At 66.6% G+C, this 14,379-nt stretch carries 13 protein-coding genes and 1 pseudogene; 13 read left to right on the top strand and 1 reads right to left on the bottom strand.

Annotation, left to right across the window (positions count from 1 at the left end; translation table 11 throughout):
- Positions 1-145 precede the first annotated feature (145 nt).
- The 10 genes from ACIA5H_RS28140 (at position 146) to ACIA5H_RS28095 (ending at position 11,057) form a co-directional block, all read left to right on the top strand.
- On the top strand, positions 146-961 hold the full coding sequence (locus ACIA5H_RS28140) for an SDR family oxidoreductase (protein WP_397078433.1): 816 nt from the start codon (positions 146-148) through the stop codon (positions 959-961).
- Positions 924-2,150, top strand: a complete 1,227-nt coding sequence (locus ACIA5H_RS28135) for an acyl-CoA dehydrogenase family protein (protein WP_397078431.1) — start codon at positions 924-926, stop codon at positions 2,148-2,150. Before ACIA5H_RS28140 ends, ACIA5H_RS28135 begins: the two co-directional genes overlap by 38 nt.
- A gap of 5 nt (positions 2,151-2,155) precedes the next feature.
- Positions 2,156-3,301 (top strand): acyltransferase family protein, encoded by a 1,146-nt coding sequence (locus ACIA5H_RS28130; RefSeq protein WP_397078429.1) that lies wholly within the window; start codon positions 2,156-2,158, stop codon positions 3,299-3,301.
- Between the two features lie 383 nt (positions 3,302-3,684).
- Entirely contained in the window at positions 3,685-4,713 is a 1,029-nt protein-coding gene (locus ACIA5H_RS28125; protein WP_397078427.1) for an L-tyrosine/L-tryptophan isonitrile synthase family protein, read from the top strand.
- A gap of 14 nt (positions 4,714-4,727) precedes the next feature.
- Positions 4,728-5,531, top strand: coding sequence for a TauD/TfdA dioxygenase family protein (locus ACIA5H_RS28120; RefSeq protein WP_379252681.1), 804 nt, complete (start codon positions 4,728-4,730; stop codon positions 5,529-5,531).
- Between the two features lie 27 nt (positions 5,532-5,558).
- Positions 5,559-7,355: an NAD(P)/FAD-dependent oxidoreductase gene (locus ACIA5H_RS28115; protein WP_379252682.1), complete on the top strand. Its 1,797-nt coding sequence runs from the start codon at positions 5,559-5,561 to the stop codon at positions 7,353-7,355.
- 9 nt (positions 7,356-7,364) lie between these two features.
- Positions 7,365-8,306, top strand: coding sequence for a GlxA family transcriptional regulator (locus tag ACIA5H_RS28110; RefSeq protein WP_397078424.1), 942 nt, complete (start codon positions 7,365-7,367; stop codon positions 8,304-8,306).
- Between the two features lie 219 nt (positions 8,307-8,525).
- Positions 8,526-10,205, top strand: coding sequence for a S8 family peptidase (locus tag ACIA5H_RS28105; RefSeq protein WP_397078422.1), 1,680 nt, complete (start codon positions 8,526-8,528; stop codon positions 10,203-10,205).
- 4 nt (positions 10,206-10,209) lie between these two features.
- Positions 10,210-10,617, top strand: a complete 408-nt coding sequence (locus tag ACIA5H_RS28100) for a hypothetical protein (protein ID WP_397078420.1) — start codon at positions 10,210-10,212, stop codon at positions 10,615-10,617.
- An 89-nt stretch (positions 10,618-10,706) separates the two neighbouring features.
- The gene (locus tag ACIA5H_RS28095; protein WP_355076603.1) at positions 10,707-11,057 is read left to right on the top strand and encodes a hypothetical protein; all 351 of its coding nucleotides are present in this window, start codon (positions 10,707-10,709) and stop codon (positions 11,055-11,057) included.
- Between the two features lie 64 nt (positions 11,058-11,121).
- On the opposite strand, the gene ACIA5H_RS28090 is transcribed toward ACIA5H_RS28095, so the two are convergent.
- Positions 11,122-11,298 (bottom strand): hypothetical protein, encoded by a 177-nt coding sequence (locus ACIA5H_RS28090; protein ID WP_397078684.1) that lies wholly within the window; start codon positions 11,296-11,298, stop codon positions 11,122-11,124.
- Between ACIA5H_RS28090 and ACIA5H_RS28085 the strand changes: the two are divergent.
- From ACIA5H_RS28085 to ACIA5H_RS28075, 3 genes and pseudogenes are all read left to right on the top strand, one after another.
- Positions 11,264-11,524 (top strand): annotated as a pseudogene (locus ACIA5H_RS28085) (aminotransferase class I/II-fold pyridoxal phosphate-dependent enzyme); the annotation flags it as partial. The gene ACIA5H_RS28090 and the pseudogene ACIA5H_RS28085 overlap by 35 nt on opposite strands.
- A 617-nt stretch (positions 11,525-12,141) precedes the next feature.
- Entirely contained in the window at positions 12,142-13,749 is a 1,608-nt protein-coding gene (locus tag ACIA5H_RS28080; protein WP_397078418.1) for a carboxylesterase/lipase family protein, read from the top strand.
- Between the two features lie 230 nt (positions 13,750-13,979).
- Positions 13,980-14,231 (top strand): S1 RNA-binding domain-containing protein, encoded by a 252-nt coding sequence (locus ACIA5H_RS28075; protein ID WP_355076594.1) that lies wholly within the window; start codon positions 13,980-13,982, stop codon positions 14,229-14,231.
- Positions 14,232-14,379: the final 148 nt, after the last annotated feature.

Here is a 14,379-nt window from a genome sequence, read left to right as displayed (position 1 = left end):
GACACATTCACGGGGGTGTCGGCGCGGGCTGGCGCAAAGGTGTGCATGTCTGTCGCGAAAGGTACTGGCTGGTCGTTCTTTCCGTTCGGAATACTTCGATCCATGGCTTGCGCCGGTCGGAGGGCGCAGCCGAGGGGAGTCGACGTTGTTCGAAGGTAAGACAGTACTCGTAACCGGTGCGGCAACCATCATCGGCACCGAAGTCGCTCGCGTCTTCGCCGATTATTCGGCGAATGTCATACTGGGTGACCTGGATACGGACGGGGGAGAGAAGGCGGCCGCCGAGATCGGCGAGCGCGCTCTCTTCGTACCCGTCGACCTGCGCAGCGATTCGTCGGTCAGGTCGTTCGTCGCGGACGCGGCCGACGCGCACGGACGTATCGACGCGCTGGTCAACATCGCCTGCGTCTACGGTGACGACGGGCCTGGCGCAGATGCGCGGGCCGAGTGGCTCGAGGTGCTGAACACCAATGTCGTCGGTACGGCGATGTTGTGCGAAGAGGCCCGAAACCGACTGCGGGACACGGCGGGCTCCATCGTCAACTTCACCTCGCCCAGCGGGCGAGTAGCTCAGGCCGGGCGCGTTCGATACCCGGTCAGCAAGGCGGGGTTGTTGCAGCTGACCCGCAGTCTCGCATTGGAATACGCGGGCGACGGGATCCGGGTGAACAGTGTCTCCCCGGGCTGGACCTGGTCTCGCGTGATGAACGAGATCACCGAAGGGGACCGAGCCCGCACCGATGCGGTGGCATCCCGGTTCCACATGCTGGGCAGGGCGGGAGACGCACGCGAGATCGGCGAAGTCGCGGCGTTTCTCGCCTCGTCCAAGGCCAGCTTCGTCACCGGAGCCGAATGGACCGTGGACGGCGGTTACTCGGCCCTCGGTCCCGAGCAGACCACTTCGGCGATCGAACTGCTCCAGCGTGAGCGGCCGCGACCGCACGCACCTTCTCTGGCTTAGGAGTTCCGCAATGACTGCAGCAACAATTTCGGCGACATCCCTGCTGACCGCGGTGCGTTCGCTGGTTCCCGATCTGGCGGCACGTCGCAGCGAGATCGATGCGCAGCGCAGGCTTCCCTCCGACATCGTCGAGCGGCTGCGTGAGATCGGTGTGTACCGCATGTGTTTCAGTGCGGAGATCGATGGCCCCGGCCTGACGTCGCTGGAGCAATTCGAGGTCGTCGAGGCGCTGTCCTACGGGGACACCGCCACCGGCTGGTGCGCCATGATCGGCGCCGCGACTGGCATCTACGCCGGCTATCTCGACGAGCGGGCCGTCGCGGAGCTGATGCCGACCCAGGATCTGATCACCGCGGGACTGATCTTCCCGGCCGGCCGCGCCGAGCGGGTGGCGAACGGTTATCGCTTGACGGGACGTTGGAAGTTCGGCAGCGCCATCACGCACGCGGACCTGGTCATCGGCGGCGCTTTCGTGACGTCGGGCGGCCGCATGGAAGAGACCGCGGAGGGCGCGCCGGTCGTCCGGCTCTTCTTCATGCCCCGCGATCAGGTCGCCGTGTTCGACACCTGGGACACCACGGGCTTACGCGGCAGCGGCAGCAACGATTACGCGGTCGAGGGTCTCTTCGTCCCGGAGCACCATTCCTTCGCGTTCAGTGAACGGAAGAGCTGTCGCGGGAAGCTGTCCGAACCGGAGGCGCTGGCCCGCATCATGCCGGGTGTGCCGCTCGGCACGGCCCGTGCGGCCCTCGACTATGTCCGCGGCCTGGCGGACGGGAAGACGGTGAACGCGACCGGTCAGAAGTGGGCGGACAACTACCGCGCCCAGTACCTGCTCGGTGAGTGCGAGATGGAGTACATCGTCGCGCGTGGCGCTGTCGTCAACACGGTGGAGGAGCTGTGGAACGCGTTGGACCACAGGCGTTTCGCGGACTTGCCGACCGATCTCCGGATCGCGACCGCGTTGGCGAGGACCAACGCGTTCCGCGCCGCGCAGCGCATCCTCACCCGGCTGTGCGAACTCGTCGGCACCGATTCGATCTACCGGCCGAATCCGCTGGACATCTGGCTGCGTGACACGAACACGATGGCGCGGCACATCATCGCGCACGACCAGGTGATCCAGTCCACCGGCGCCTTCGTGATGGGCGGCCGGCCGGAATTCCCCTTCGTCGTCGGTCTGGGCTGATCGCGATGGAAGTCGACAATCGCAAACGGCTGCCGTCCCTGACCGGACTGCGGTTCTTCGCGGCGTTCTCGGTGTTCGTATTCCATGTGATGCTGCCCGCCTCGCCGATACCGCCTTACAAACCGGTCAATCTGTTCGCCGACCCGGATATCGCCTACGACGCGGCATGGGTGGTCGGCAAGGCGGGTTTTCTCGGGGTGTCGTTCTTCTTCGTCTTGAGCGGCTTCGTGCTGACCTGGTCGTGGAAACCGGGATCGAGCAAATTGCAGTTCATTCGGCGGCGAGTGGTCAAGATATTTCCCAATCACTTGACGCTGTGGGTGGCCTCGATGGTGTTGTTCGCGGCGGCTATCACGCCGTGGAAGGCATGGCTGCCGAATTTATTCCTGATCCATGCCTGGTTCCCGCAGAATTACATCAACGCGGGGGTCAACACACCGTCCTGGACATTGTCCTGTGAGCTCCTGTTCTATGTTCTGTTCCCGTTCCTGATACCGGTCGTACTGCGCATCGAGTCGAAATACCTGTGGTACTGCGCCGCCGCCATGGTGGCCGGCATCTGTGTGATCGTGCTGCTGACCGCATTCGTCATACCGAGTTCCGAGAAGTCGGAGCTCACACCGATACCCGTATTGCAGCTCTGGTTCGGCTATCTCTTTCCGCCGTCGCGGCTGTTCGAATTCTTCCTCGGCGTGTTCGTGGCACGGATAGTGCAAGAGGGGCGCTGGATACGGGTGCCGCTCTGGGCGTCTCTCGCAGCGGTGGTCGCGGGATACGTGGTGGCCATGTACACGCCGTTCTACGTCGGCTTCGTCCTGGCGACCGCGGTGCCCCTCGCGCTGTTGATCGGGTCCGCCGCCCAGTCCGACCTCGACGGCGCCTCGCGGTTCCTGTCCAGCAGGCTCATGGTGCGGCTCGGTGAGATCTCCTTCGCCTTCTACATCTGTCAAGGCGTGACGCTGTTCTACGTCCGCCGCACGATGGACGCCGCCACCTTCAGCGCGCCGGTCGCGGTATCGCTGATCGTCGCGTTGTTCCTCCTGAATATTCTCGCCGCATGGTCTTTGTTCACCTTCGTGGAATCTCCCGCGATGCGCCGCTTCGCCCGGCCGAAACGCGTCGCGGTTGTCGCGGAAAAGGTGGCGAGTTAGGCGCTTCGGTTTACTGTCGGCAACAATCGAATTACCTGTTCGGCGGTGCGTGGCGATGCCATGCACCGCCGAATTGCCTTCCCTGCGGTGGAAAACAATATGGTTGCCGCCCTGTCCGGGCAGCGCTATCCTGGTGTTATAAACCACAGAACCGTTTAAAACATGGGGGGGTGCTGGATCAATTGGGGTAGGTGATTCGGATCCGGCTGTGAGCATCGGGGCTCGCGGTTCTCGGGTATCGAATTAATTTCGGCACTGAATCCGTATCCCAGCACGACGTTCTGATCGCAAGCAGATGCCGACGGCTCGCTCCGCGCTGATCGCGGGAATTTTTCTGTGCCGTCCGGTTGCGTGCGCTCTTTTTGTGTGTCCGGAAGGTAGTGATGAGTACGACTGTCGACAACGGCTCCGAGCGACTCCAGGAGCTCGAGCGACCACAAGCCCACCCGAGACCCGACGACGACGTCGAGTCGGTTGCCACCCGGATCCTTCGCATGGTCTTCGCCCGTCGGCGCAGTGCCGAGGAGAAGTCGCTGTGCGATGTGGCTCCCTGTGCGGACTGCTTCGCGCCGCACCTGAGCAAAGTGATCCGATACATCGAGGCCGGCGTGCCGGTCCATTTCATCATCCCCGCGTTCCCGGCGAAGTCGCGCAACCGCCGCAAGACGCTGGGGCGGCTGCCCGACATGGCGGAAACTCTGGCGATCGAGTCCCTGCAGGGATTCTGTGACCAGATCTCGGCCGTCTACCGGCCGGGCGCCATCGTCACCATCTGCTCCGACGGCCACGTGTTCAGTGACACGCTTGGCATCCCGGACGTTCACGTGGACGACTACGGTGACGAACTCCGCCGCGTCATCCGCTCGACCGGCGGCGGCTCCGTCGGCCTGTACGGCCTGCGCGACGCCATGCCGGAGATGTCCTGGGACGAACGCAGGCGCCGCCTGCTCGCCGAGTACTCCGAGGGCATCGACGCGCTGCGCGAGGCGATCCGGACGGAACCCGCGGCCCGGCGCATGTTCAACGGAATACACCGGTTCATGGTCGAGGACAACGCCGTGCTGTTGCCCGACTTGTCGGCCACGCAGCGGCGCAACCGATCGAAGGAGACCGCTTACGCGGTGGTGCAGCGCAGTCAGGCGTGGAGCCGTCTGATGGGAGAGATCTTCCCCGACGCGGTGCGGCTGTCGATCCATCCGCAGACGAATCACTCCGAGAAGATCGGCTTCCATCTGCTGCGGACCCAGGACAGCTGGCTGACTCCGTGGCACGGCGTGGTGCTCGACGACGGAACGAACTACTCGCTGGTCAAGCGGATGCACGCCGAGGAGATGGGTGCTCGTCTGGTATGGCGCAACAGTCGCCCCAGTCATTTCGTCCTCGGACGGACGCCAGAGATCGAAACACAGTGAACCTGAGGAGACACATGACGAAAAGCTTGAACGAGGTACTGCTCGAGGGGGAGCCGCTGCGGCCGTTCGGCCGCCTGGTGGAGTCCGGTTCGGAAGGACGAAGCCTCGCCGATGTGCCGGTCGAGGAACTGCTCGCGCTGGCGCTGGATGCGAAAGTGGTCGTACTCCGCGGATTCGGCCTGCTCGGCAAGCAGGAACTCGAAAACTATTGCCGGGCAGCGGGAGAGATCCTGCAATGGAACTTCGGGTCGATCCTGGATCTGGTGGTCCGGGACACTCCCGACAACTATCTGTTCGACAAAGGCGATGTCCCGTTCCACTGGGACGGCGCGTTCGCCGAGCAGGTGCCTCGATTCTTCCTCTTCCAATGTCTGCGCGGCGAGGGCGCGGGCGGCGAGACCGTGTTCTGCGACAGCGTCCAAACCTATCGGGACGCGCCGGAAGACCTGAAAGAACTGTGGGCCCGTACCTCGATCACGTACCGCACCGACAAACTCGCGCACTACGGCGGCCTGGCCGAATGGCCCTTGCTCGGCACCCATCCGGCCACCGGCGAGACGACGATCAGATACGCCGAGCCCCTGGATCCCGCGCGCTACGCCAATCCGCTGTTCTTGACCGTCGACGGCATCTCGGCCGAGGACGGCGTGCGCGTCATGGAGGACCTGCGCGAGCGGCTGCACGACGCCCGCTACTGCTACGCCCACGAGTGGCGGACCGGCGACATCGTCGTGGCCGAGAACCACGCTCTGCTGCACGGCCGGAACTCGTTCACCGGGTCGGTCTCGCGGCACCTCCAGCGCATCCAGATCATCTGAGACATCGGCCATCAGGGAGGAATATCAATGGCTAATTCAATCTCCGGACCAGCGGACGACTACGACGTCGTCATCATGGGTGGTGGGCCCGCCGGATCCACGCTCGCCGCGATGCTCTGCCGCGACACCGATCTGCGTGTGGCGGTGTTCGACCGCGAGGTGTTCCCGCGCGAGCACATCGGCGAATCGGGTGCGCACCCGCTGGTCCCCGTTCTGCAAGCCAGCGGCGCGCTCGAGAAGGTGCTGGCGAGCGAGTGCTGGATCCAGAAGTTCGGCGGAATCTACCAGTGGGACACCGAGCGGCCGTTCGTCGGCTTCTTCGAGCACTCGGACTATCTGGTCGACGGTGTGTACCGCTGGTCGGTGCACATCAACCGCGCCGAATTCGACACCGTGCTGCTCGAGCACGCCGAGTCCTGCGGCGCGCACGTCTTCCAGGGCGTGCGGGTGATGCGGTTCCTCGCCGACGCGGACCGGGCCACGGTCGTGCTGGAGGACGGAACCGAGGTCACGGCACGCTATTTCGTCGACGCTTCCGGCCGGGCGAATCAAGTGGCCGCCCGCGGGTCGCAGCGCGACAAGCAGTGGCTCTCGGACTACCGCAACGTAGCCGTGTGGTCGCACTACCGCAATTGCGTGCCCGCCCAGCGGGCGGCGGGGGACTGGAACGTGTTCCGTGCGGACGATCTGTCCCCGATCTACGCGGTGGCGTTCGAGCACGGATGGGTGTGGTACATCCCGACGCCCCGGCTGGTCGACGGCGTGCGGGAGACGGTGTGGTCGATCGGCGTCGTGACCAATCCGGAGTCGATCGCGCGGGTGGATCTGCGTGATCCGGACATTTTCCTGAAGACGATCAAGTCGATTCCGGTGCTCCAGGATCTGGTGGCGAACGCGGAGCCGATCCGTGACGAGATGCTGACGGCCACCAACTATTCCAGGGTCAGCGAATGCTTCGGCTCGTACGAGGATCGCTGGATGGCGGTGGGGGACGCGTCGTACTTCGTCGATCCGCTCTTCTCCTCCGGCATGTCCTTCGCCGTCACGCAAGCGTGGGCGGCCGCCTTGGTCCTGCGCAAGACGTTCGACCAGGAGTTGGACGAGCAGTCCAAACGAGATCTCTGGCGGGACTACGACGTCGAGTGGCGCGGGATGGCGGAGACCTGGGCGCTGAGTATCGACCAGTGGTACCACGAGATCTCTCGCTCGCATCCGGACAGCCCCTACTGGAGCGCGGAAGGCAGGCGAGTCGAAGCCGACAACGCGACGGAGGGAACCTTCCAGGCGTTGCTGAACACCGCGCTGGTGCCCGACCTGCTGAACATCATGACCAAGGGCACCCGAGATCCGCGCGATCTCGCCAACGAAGGACCGTACCTGCGGGCCTTCACCGCGGCCGACGCGGTCGAACTGGCGCAGGACCACATCGTGGCGCTGTCTCCGGACGCACGCATTCGCACCGGCGTGGCGGCGGACATCCCCGGCTTCAAGGGGATGTCGCCGCCGTTCGAGATTCCGCAGGTGGTTCGCGACGGACTGGCCGCCTACTGGCGGGACCCCATCGCCAACAGCGACGCGGCGCCGTCGCCGCTCGCCGACGCCGTTGCCTGCCATCGGATCTACTCCGCGGCCGACCCGGACATCGAGGTGCGGTGCCTGGAGCGCGACGGTGGCGAGCAACTGTGGGAGACGCTGAACCGTGGTCCCGCCCGGTGGTCGGAGCTGGCGCCACAGTTGACGGTGCTGCAAGGGCGAGCCCTGAAGCGCTTGATCCGAGCCGGGTTGGTGGTGACGGGACCGGACTCGCAGCAGCGGGTCGACTAGGTCGAGGACATGAGGTCATTGGCTGTTCTGGCCGTCGACGACGTGATTCCGTTCGATCTCTCGGTTCCGCTCGAAATCTTCGGGCGGGCCATGCAGGAAGACGGCACCGCGGCGTACGAGGTTCAGGTCTGCGGGGTGCAGTCGGACGTTCCGTCGAAGTTCTTCGACATCTCATGTCTCGGGGGAATCGACTATCTCGAGGACGAGGCCGAAACCATCGTCGTGCCGGGAGCGATGAGTTATCGGTCGCAGATACCGGATCGGTTGCGAAAGGCGTTGATGCGCGCCCATGAGCGCGGTGCGAGGGTGGCATCGATCTGCTTGGGCGCGTTCACCCTCGCCTCGGTGGGGTTGCTCGACGGAAAACGCGCGACGACGCATTGGATGGCCGCTACCGAATTGTCGAGGAGCTATCCGCGCGTTCGAGTGGATCCCACGGTGCTCTACGTGGACAACGGGAGCATCCTGACTTCGGCCGGCGCCGCGGCCGGGTTGGATCTGTGCCTCCACATGGTGCGCACGGATTACGGGACCGCGGTGGCGGCGGATACCGCCAGGTTGTCGGTGATGCCGCTGACCCGCGACGGGGGACAAGCGCAATTCATCGTGGAACGTCCGCGCTCGGAGGCGGACAGCAAGTCCATCAACCCCACACTGGAGTGGGCGGAGATGATGCTCAGTGAGCAGATCACCGTGCTGGATCTCGCGGAACGAGCCGGAGTCAGCAAGCGCACGCTGATCCGGCGCTTCCACGAGCAGGTCCGGATGACGCCGAACGAGTGGCTCCAGACCGCCCGGGTGCGCAGGGCGCAGGTGTTGCTCGAGACGACCATTCTGACGATGGAGTGCATCACCGTTCGAACGGGATTTCCTTCGGTGGCCGCATTCCGGAAGGTCTTTCGCAAGACCGTGGGGGTGACGCCGCAGGAGTACCGGCGGGCCTTCCGCTGACCCGTCGCGCGGCTGTCCGCGTGACCCGTCGTCTCTCGCCGTGGATTCGCGTACCGGTCCGGATCCACGGCGAGAAGTCCCGGGCGCGAGACCTGCGGGTTCCATGGGTCTGCCGAGGCGGGAGCCGCCGACACGAGAGTGTCGCTCTACTCCGTGTTTCCGCGGTGGCCGGAGTTTTGGTTCATAGTTGGTGCTTCGGTCCCCCCGGCGAAGGAGATCATGGTGCCCACGGCGAATTTCGGTACGAAGGACGATCCTGGTTTCGAGCTGGCGCAGAGTCCCGATCTGATCGTGGTGCGCACGCACAGCGGTCGCGGGATCCGGCGGCAATCGGGGTCGGTGCGCACCCCGCTCGGCGCCGAACTCGACGACGCGACACTGGTGCAGGCCTACCCGGAGGCGGGGGTGGAGGTCTACCGGCTGCCCGCGGGATCGAGATCGGTGGAGCAGCGCAAGCCGGTGCTCGACGCCGCGCCGGAGGTGCGGTTCGCCGGGCACGTCCTGGTGGATCCGGGCACCGGGGAACCGGTGCTCTATACGGAGAACATCTTCGTGAAGTTCGTCGACCGCGTCGATCGGGAGCATTGTCTCGCTGTGCTCGCAGCTGCGAATCTTACTGTGAAGCAAGAGGTTTCGTACGCGAACAATGCGTACTTCACGGCGGCAACGGAGGGCACCGGCCAACAGGTGTTCGACATCGCCGCCGCGCTGCTGAATCGCGACGACGTCGAGTACTGCCATCCCGAGCTGATCCGCAGCCGCGCCAAGAAGACCATCTTTCCCCAGCAGTGGCATCTGAAGAAGACCACCATCGGCGGTGTCACGATCGACGCGCATGCCGGAGTGGAAGCCGCCCACGCGATCACCCGAGGGGCCGGGGTGACGATCGCGATCATCGATGACGGCATCGACATCGACCATCCCGAATTCGCCGGTGCCGCCAAGATCGTCGCGCCACGGGACGTCACGGCGAAGACCGGCGATCCGCGCCCGAAGGACAGTTTCGGAACCGGCCCCGACAACGGTGACAATCACGGCACCGCGTGCGCGGGCGTGGCCTGCGCCAACGGCACGGCCGGAGCATCCGGAGTAGCGCCGGAAGCCCGGCTGATGCCGATCCGGCTCGCCTCCGGGCTCGGTTCGCAGGCCGAGGCGGACGCCTTTCAGTGGGCCGCCGACCACGGCGCGGACGTCATCTCGTGCAGCTGGGGCCCGGCCGACGGCGCATGGTTCCAGCCGGGCGATCCGGCGCACAACCGCGTCGTGGCGCTGCCCGCGAGCACCAGGCTGGCAATCGAGCACGCCGTCACCAGCGGACGCGGCGGCAAGGGCTGTGTGGTGCTGTTCGCGGCGGGCAACGGCAACGAGTCCGTGGACAACGACGGCTATGCCGGTTTCGCGAAGGTCATCGCCGTCGCGGCCTGCAACGACACAGGTAAGCGCAGCGTGTACAGCGATTTCGGCAAAGCGGTGTGGTGTGCGTTCCCCAGCAGCGACATCGGGCACCGCCCGTTCGGGCATCCCGCCCCGCTCACGCCCGGAATCTGGACGGTGGACCGGCACGGTGCCGACGGCTACAACCCCGGCACGACGGCGTCGGGCGACGCGGCGGGCGACTACACCAACGACTTCGGTGGTACGTCCAGCGCTTGCCCGGGAGCAGCCGGGACAGTCGCCCTGATGCTGTCGGTGAATCCCGGGCTGTCCTGGGACGAGGTGAAGAACCTGCTGAAAGGCGCCTGCGACAAGATCGATCCGCAGGGTGGCGGCTACGGGTCCGACGGCCACAGCGACAAGTACGGGTACGGCAGGATCAACGCCCTCGCCGCGGTGCGAGCGGCGCGGCCCGAGGGAGCCGAATCCGCCGCCGATGCGGTGCTCACCGTGGGAGGAGACTGAGGGGGTGACGGCGGAGGGCGTTCGGTTGATCGTGGTGGACGCCGCGAATGTCATCGGTTCACGACCCGACGGATGGTGGCGCGACCGCCCCGGTGCCGCTCGGCGACTGCTCGAGCGGATGACCGGACTGCCGGGACGTCTGGCGGAACGCACCGAGGTGATCGTGGTGCTCGAGGGAGCGGCGAAGACCGCGGTCGATGCGGCGGACCCGGAGGTCGGCGGCGTGCGCGTGGTGCGGGCGGACGGTTCGGGCGACGACGCCATCGTCGGTGTGGTGGCCGCGGCTCGTGCGCAGGACGGCCGCCGTCCGATCACCGTGGTGACGGCGGACCGGGGACTGCGTGACCGCGTGGCGGTTCACGGCGCGGATGCGGTCGGTCCACGCTGGTTGCTCGACCGCGTCGGCTCCTGACGCGGTCAGCGCCGGGCGGTAGGTCTCGCATTGATGACGCCCGGCGTTTCACCCATCTGTCCAGTCCGTTTTGCGGCAGTCTGAGCGGTATGACCGCCTCCGACGTCGTGGGGATGCCGTTGCTCTACCTGGTCGAGATCTCCGAGCCAGGTTACTTCAATCGGCCGTGGTGGAAGATCGCCAGCACCGGCGCGCCCGGTCAGGTTCGCGCGGCGCTCGCCGAACTGGCCGTGCGGGTCGAGCGGGACGTCCAGCGCGCCGGCGGCGCGGGTCGGTGCTGGTACCGCTACGACGTGCGGTGGTCCGACGGCGCGATGCTCGAGTGTTTCCAGGGCGCGATCCGATCGATACTGATACCAGGGGAGTTGCGCTGCCTGGCCGTCGCCCTGACCTCGGCGACGACCGTCGATTTGCGCTCCGCCGAGCGTCCGCCCTGCTGAGTCGGCACTGGTGACAGACGCGTAGAGCCCCGAAGGCTTCGGAGCTCTACCCCGTATCCGCGACTCAGTCCAGCAGAGCCGGTTGTTTGGCGTCCTGCTGTGCGGCACTCGCGTGTCCCGCCTCCGTGCGAGCCTCGGCTCGCATCGGGTCGGGTGCGGGGTTGATGTCGATTGTGCGGCGTAGTGGGCGGTTCGGCAGCAGCGCGTTGGTCGGCGGCCACTCCACGAACGTCACGATCATCGGGCACCTGATCGGCGCGGAGGACCTGGTGATCCACGACAGCCTCGCGCACGACAGCATCGTGCAGGGCTGCAAGCTGTCGGGCGCGACCCGCCGCCCGTTCCCGCACAACGACCACGCCGCCCTCGACGAACTGCTGACCGAGATCCGCGGCCGGTACCGGCGGGTGCTGATCCTGATCGAAGGCGTCTACAGCCAGGACGGCGACATTCCGGACCTGCCGGCTGAAGACGCTGAAACTGTCGAACGCGCTGCTGCGCCGCGGCGTCAACGTCAACCCGATCCTGTACCCGGCGGTGCCGGAGAATCTGGCGCGCCTGCGGTTCCTCGTCACCGCCTGCCACACCGAAGACCAGATCCGCGACACGATCGAGATTCTTGCCGAGGAACTCGCGTTGCTCGCCGACAGCTGACGCGCGACTCGGCTGTCGCCGGTCGCACGCGTACCGACGGTGGCCACCGGTCCGCGGCGACCGGAACGGCTGCGTCTGTACCGCGACGCGCACCGGACCGCTGTAGCATCAGCCGCGTGCCATTGCCGCAGCTCAATCGGTAACGGCGACTTTCCGCGGGTTGGATGGACGATGAGGGCCGGGCACGGCGTCCGCTGTCGGGTGTTGTTCGAACGCCGTCGACGCAGTCGGCCAGGAGGGTCCACGGGCGCCGTACACGTGTGACTGCCAGGTGAAGGGTTCGAGCGGCGATTCGGTTCCCGCCGCGTGCGTCCGGTCGACTCCTGATCCGAGGGCGCACGCCGAGCCGATCGATGCCGGCTACCGCGGTGGACGAGGCCGCCTGCCTCGCCGCCGACCGTAGCGCTCGCATCGGAGGTAGGGCACAGCCATGATTCGCTCGATCGTGCGAACCGCGACCGCTCTGACGGTCGCCGCCGGTACGTGGTTCGCGGGTGCTCCGGCGCCCGTGGTCGCGTCGCCGCCGCTGGATGTGGTGGTGACCGGCGGCGCGATCTCCGGCCGCGCCGTCGACGGGATCACCGAATACTTCGGCATCCCGTTCGCCGCGCCCACCGGTGGCGAAGCGCGGTTCGCGCCGCCGCGCCCCGTGTCGCCGTGGCCCGGCGTGCGCCCTGCGCGCGACCACGGGCCGCAGTGTCCGCAGACGGGATACCTGCCCGGCATACCGTCGCTCGCGCCTACCGGCGAAGATTGCCTGACCATCGATGTCTACGCGCCGGACGGCGACCGCGACCGCGCGCGGCCGATCATGGTGTTCTTCCATGGTGGCGGATATCTCGACGGCTCCAACACCGAATACGACGGTCCCACCCGGATGGCCGCGGATGGCGACGTCGTCGTGGCCATCCCCAACTACCGCCTCGGACCGTTCGGCTTCCTGGCACTGCCCGAACTCGCGGCCGAATCCGGCGGCGCCACCGGTACGGTCGCCATCCAGGATCAGCAAGCCGCGCTGCGCTGGTTGCGCGACAACGCCCACGTCTTCGGCGGCGATCCGGACAACATCACGATCTTCGGGGAGTCGGCCGGCGCCGTCAGTGTCTGCACCCACTTCGCCGCACCCGGCTCCGACGCCCTGTTCGCCAAGGCGATCATCCAGAGCGGTCCCTGTGCCCAAGCGCCCCTGGCACCGAGCGATCGTGCCGACGCCTTCGCGCGCTCGCAGCGCTATGCGGACAGCGTCGGATGCGGCGACGCGGCGACCCGGCTGGCCTGCCTGCGCGCACTGCCCGTATCGAGACTCCTGGACTCGCCGATCGCCCGATCCGAGGGGGAGAATCCCATTTGGTTTCCCGCCATCGACGGCGTCGTCATCACTCGGACACTCGACGAGGGCCTGGTGGGGGATCCGAGGAAAGCGCCGATCCTCATCGGGACCACCACCGCGGAAGGTGCGTTGATCGTCGCCGAAACCGACTATGCCCGCGGCCACATCCCGGACGCGGCGAGCTACGAGCGTTTCGTGCGCCGGTCCTTCGGCGCCGACGCGGACCGCGTCCTGGCCCGATATCCGCTGGACCGATTCCCGTCACCGGCAGCAGCCCAGGTCGCGGTGATCACCGACAGCGAGCTCGCCTGTCCCACCATGTCCACCAGCCGAACGGCGCGCGATGCCGGACATCCACTGTGGCAGTACGAATTCGATCAGGCGCCGCTCGGTGCCGCCAATCCGGTTCTGCCCGGCGCCTTTCACTCCGCCGAGCTCTACTATCTGTTGACCAGATTCATGGGCGTGCCGATTCCTTGGACCGGCGCGTCCGCCGCTTTCGCCGCGCAGATGCAGCGATGGTGGACCACCTTCGCCCACACCGGTGACCCGAACGCGCCGGGTTCCCCCGAATGGCAGCCCTGGCCTGCGTCGACGGGAAACGGCCCCGATGGATCCGCTCTGCTCATGCGGGCGACCGGCAGCGTGATGACGGACGATTTCGCCGCCAGACACGACTGCGCGTTCTGGGCGGAAATCGACCGCTGATCCATCGCCCAAAGTCCGTGATGGACTGTGCTTTTCGTTGTTCTCCGGCTCTTGATCTTGCCGTGCCGCGTCGCGCTGGGTTATGGTCGTCGCCATGACTGCCGGGTCGGCGACACGCCGCACACAGAACGGTTACCCGGCCGCGCTGTGATCATCAGGCGGGCCAGGGGCCCGCCGCCTTCTTCGCGAATCCCATGTCACTACAGGGACGCCGGAAGGAGGTGAAACACATGTCCCATTCGGAATCACCGCAGCGCGGATGGCCGGACTTCGTCGCCGCACACGCTCGGGGCGGAGTGCTGGAGGCCACTGTCGTGCAGATCGCGCCGTTCGGCGCGTTCCTGGAGGTCGCTCCAGGAATTCACGGATTGCTGCACCGCACCGAGTGGTCCACCGAACCGCAGGTCGGTGCCACTCTGACGGTGCGCATCCTCGATATCGATACCGAGAGGCAGCGGGTCGCTCTGGCGCACGCTGAATAAGGCTCGGCACGGGCGTGGGGGGGGGGGGGGGGGGGGGGGGGCCCGGGGGGGCCCCCCCCCCCCCGCCCCCCCCCCCCCGCCCCCGCCCCGCCCCCCCCGGGCGGGGGGGGGGTTTTTTTTGATGGGGGGGGGGGGGGGCCGCGCGGCC

The sequence above is a fragment of the Nocardia sp. NPDC051900 genome, from assembly GCF_044452545.1.
Classification (GTDB): Bacteria; Actinomycetota; Actinomycetes; order Mycobacteriales; family Mycobacteriaceae; genus Nocardia; species Nocardia sichangensis.
Note: the sequence above shows the minus strand (reverse complement) of the source record. Positions and strands in the feature narration are given on the sequence as shown.

What these genes read in the sequence shown, in the direction of transcription:
- ACIA5H_RS28120 (WP_379252681.1), top strand. Translation starts at nt 4,728, where the DNA reads ATGACGAAAAGCTTGAACGAGGTACTGCTCGAGGGGGAGCCGCTGCGG.
- ACIA5H_RS28115 (WP_379252682.1), top strand. Translation starts at nt 5,559, where the DNA reads ATGGCTAATTCAATCTCCGGACCAGCGGACGACTACGACGTCGTCATC.
- ACIA5H_RS28105 (WP_397078422.1), top strand. Translation starts at nt 8,526, where the DNA reads ATGGTGCCCACGGCGAATTTCGGTACGAAGGACGATCCTGGTTTCGAG.
- ACIA5H_RS28130 (WP_397078429.1), top strand. Translation starts at nt 2,156, where the DNA reads ATGGAAGTCGACAATCGCAAACGGCTGCCGTCCCTGACCGGACTGCGG.
- ACIA5H_RS28125 (WP_397078427.1), top strand. Translation starts at nt 3,685, where the DNA reads ATGAGTACGACTGTCGACAACGGCTCCGAGCGACTCCAGGAGCTCGAG.
- ACIA5H_RS28110 (WP_397078424.1), top strand. Translation starts at nt 7,365, where the DNA reads ATGAGGTCATTGGCTGTTCTGGCCGTCGACGACGTGATTCCGTTCGAT.
- ACIA5H_RS28095 (WP_355076603.1), top strand. Translation starts at nt 10,707, where the DNA reads ATGACCGCCTCCGACGTCGTGGGGATGCCGTTGCTCTACCTGGTCGAG.
- ACIA5H_RS28080 (WP_397078418.1), top strand. Translation starts at nt 12,142, where the DNA reads ATGATTCGCTCGATCGTGCGAACCGCGACCGCTCTGACGGTCGCCGCC.
- ACIA5H_RS28075 (WP_355076594.1), top strand. Translation starts at nt 13,980, where the DNA reads ATGTCCCATTCGGAATCACCGCAGCGCGGATGGCCGGACTTCGTCGCC.
- ACIA5H_RS28090 (WP_397078684.1), bottom strand. Translation starts at nt 11,298, where the DNA reads ATGATCGTGACGTTCGTGGAGTGGCCGCCGACCAACGCGCTGCTGCCG.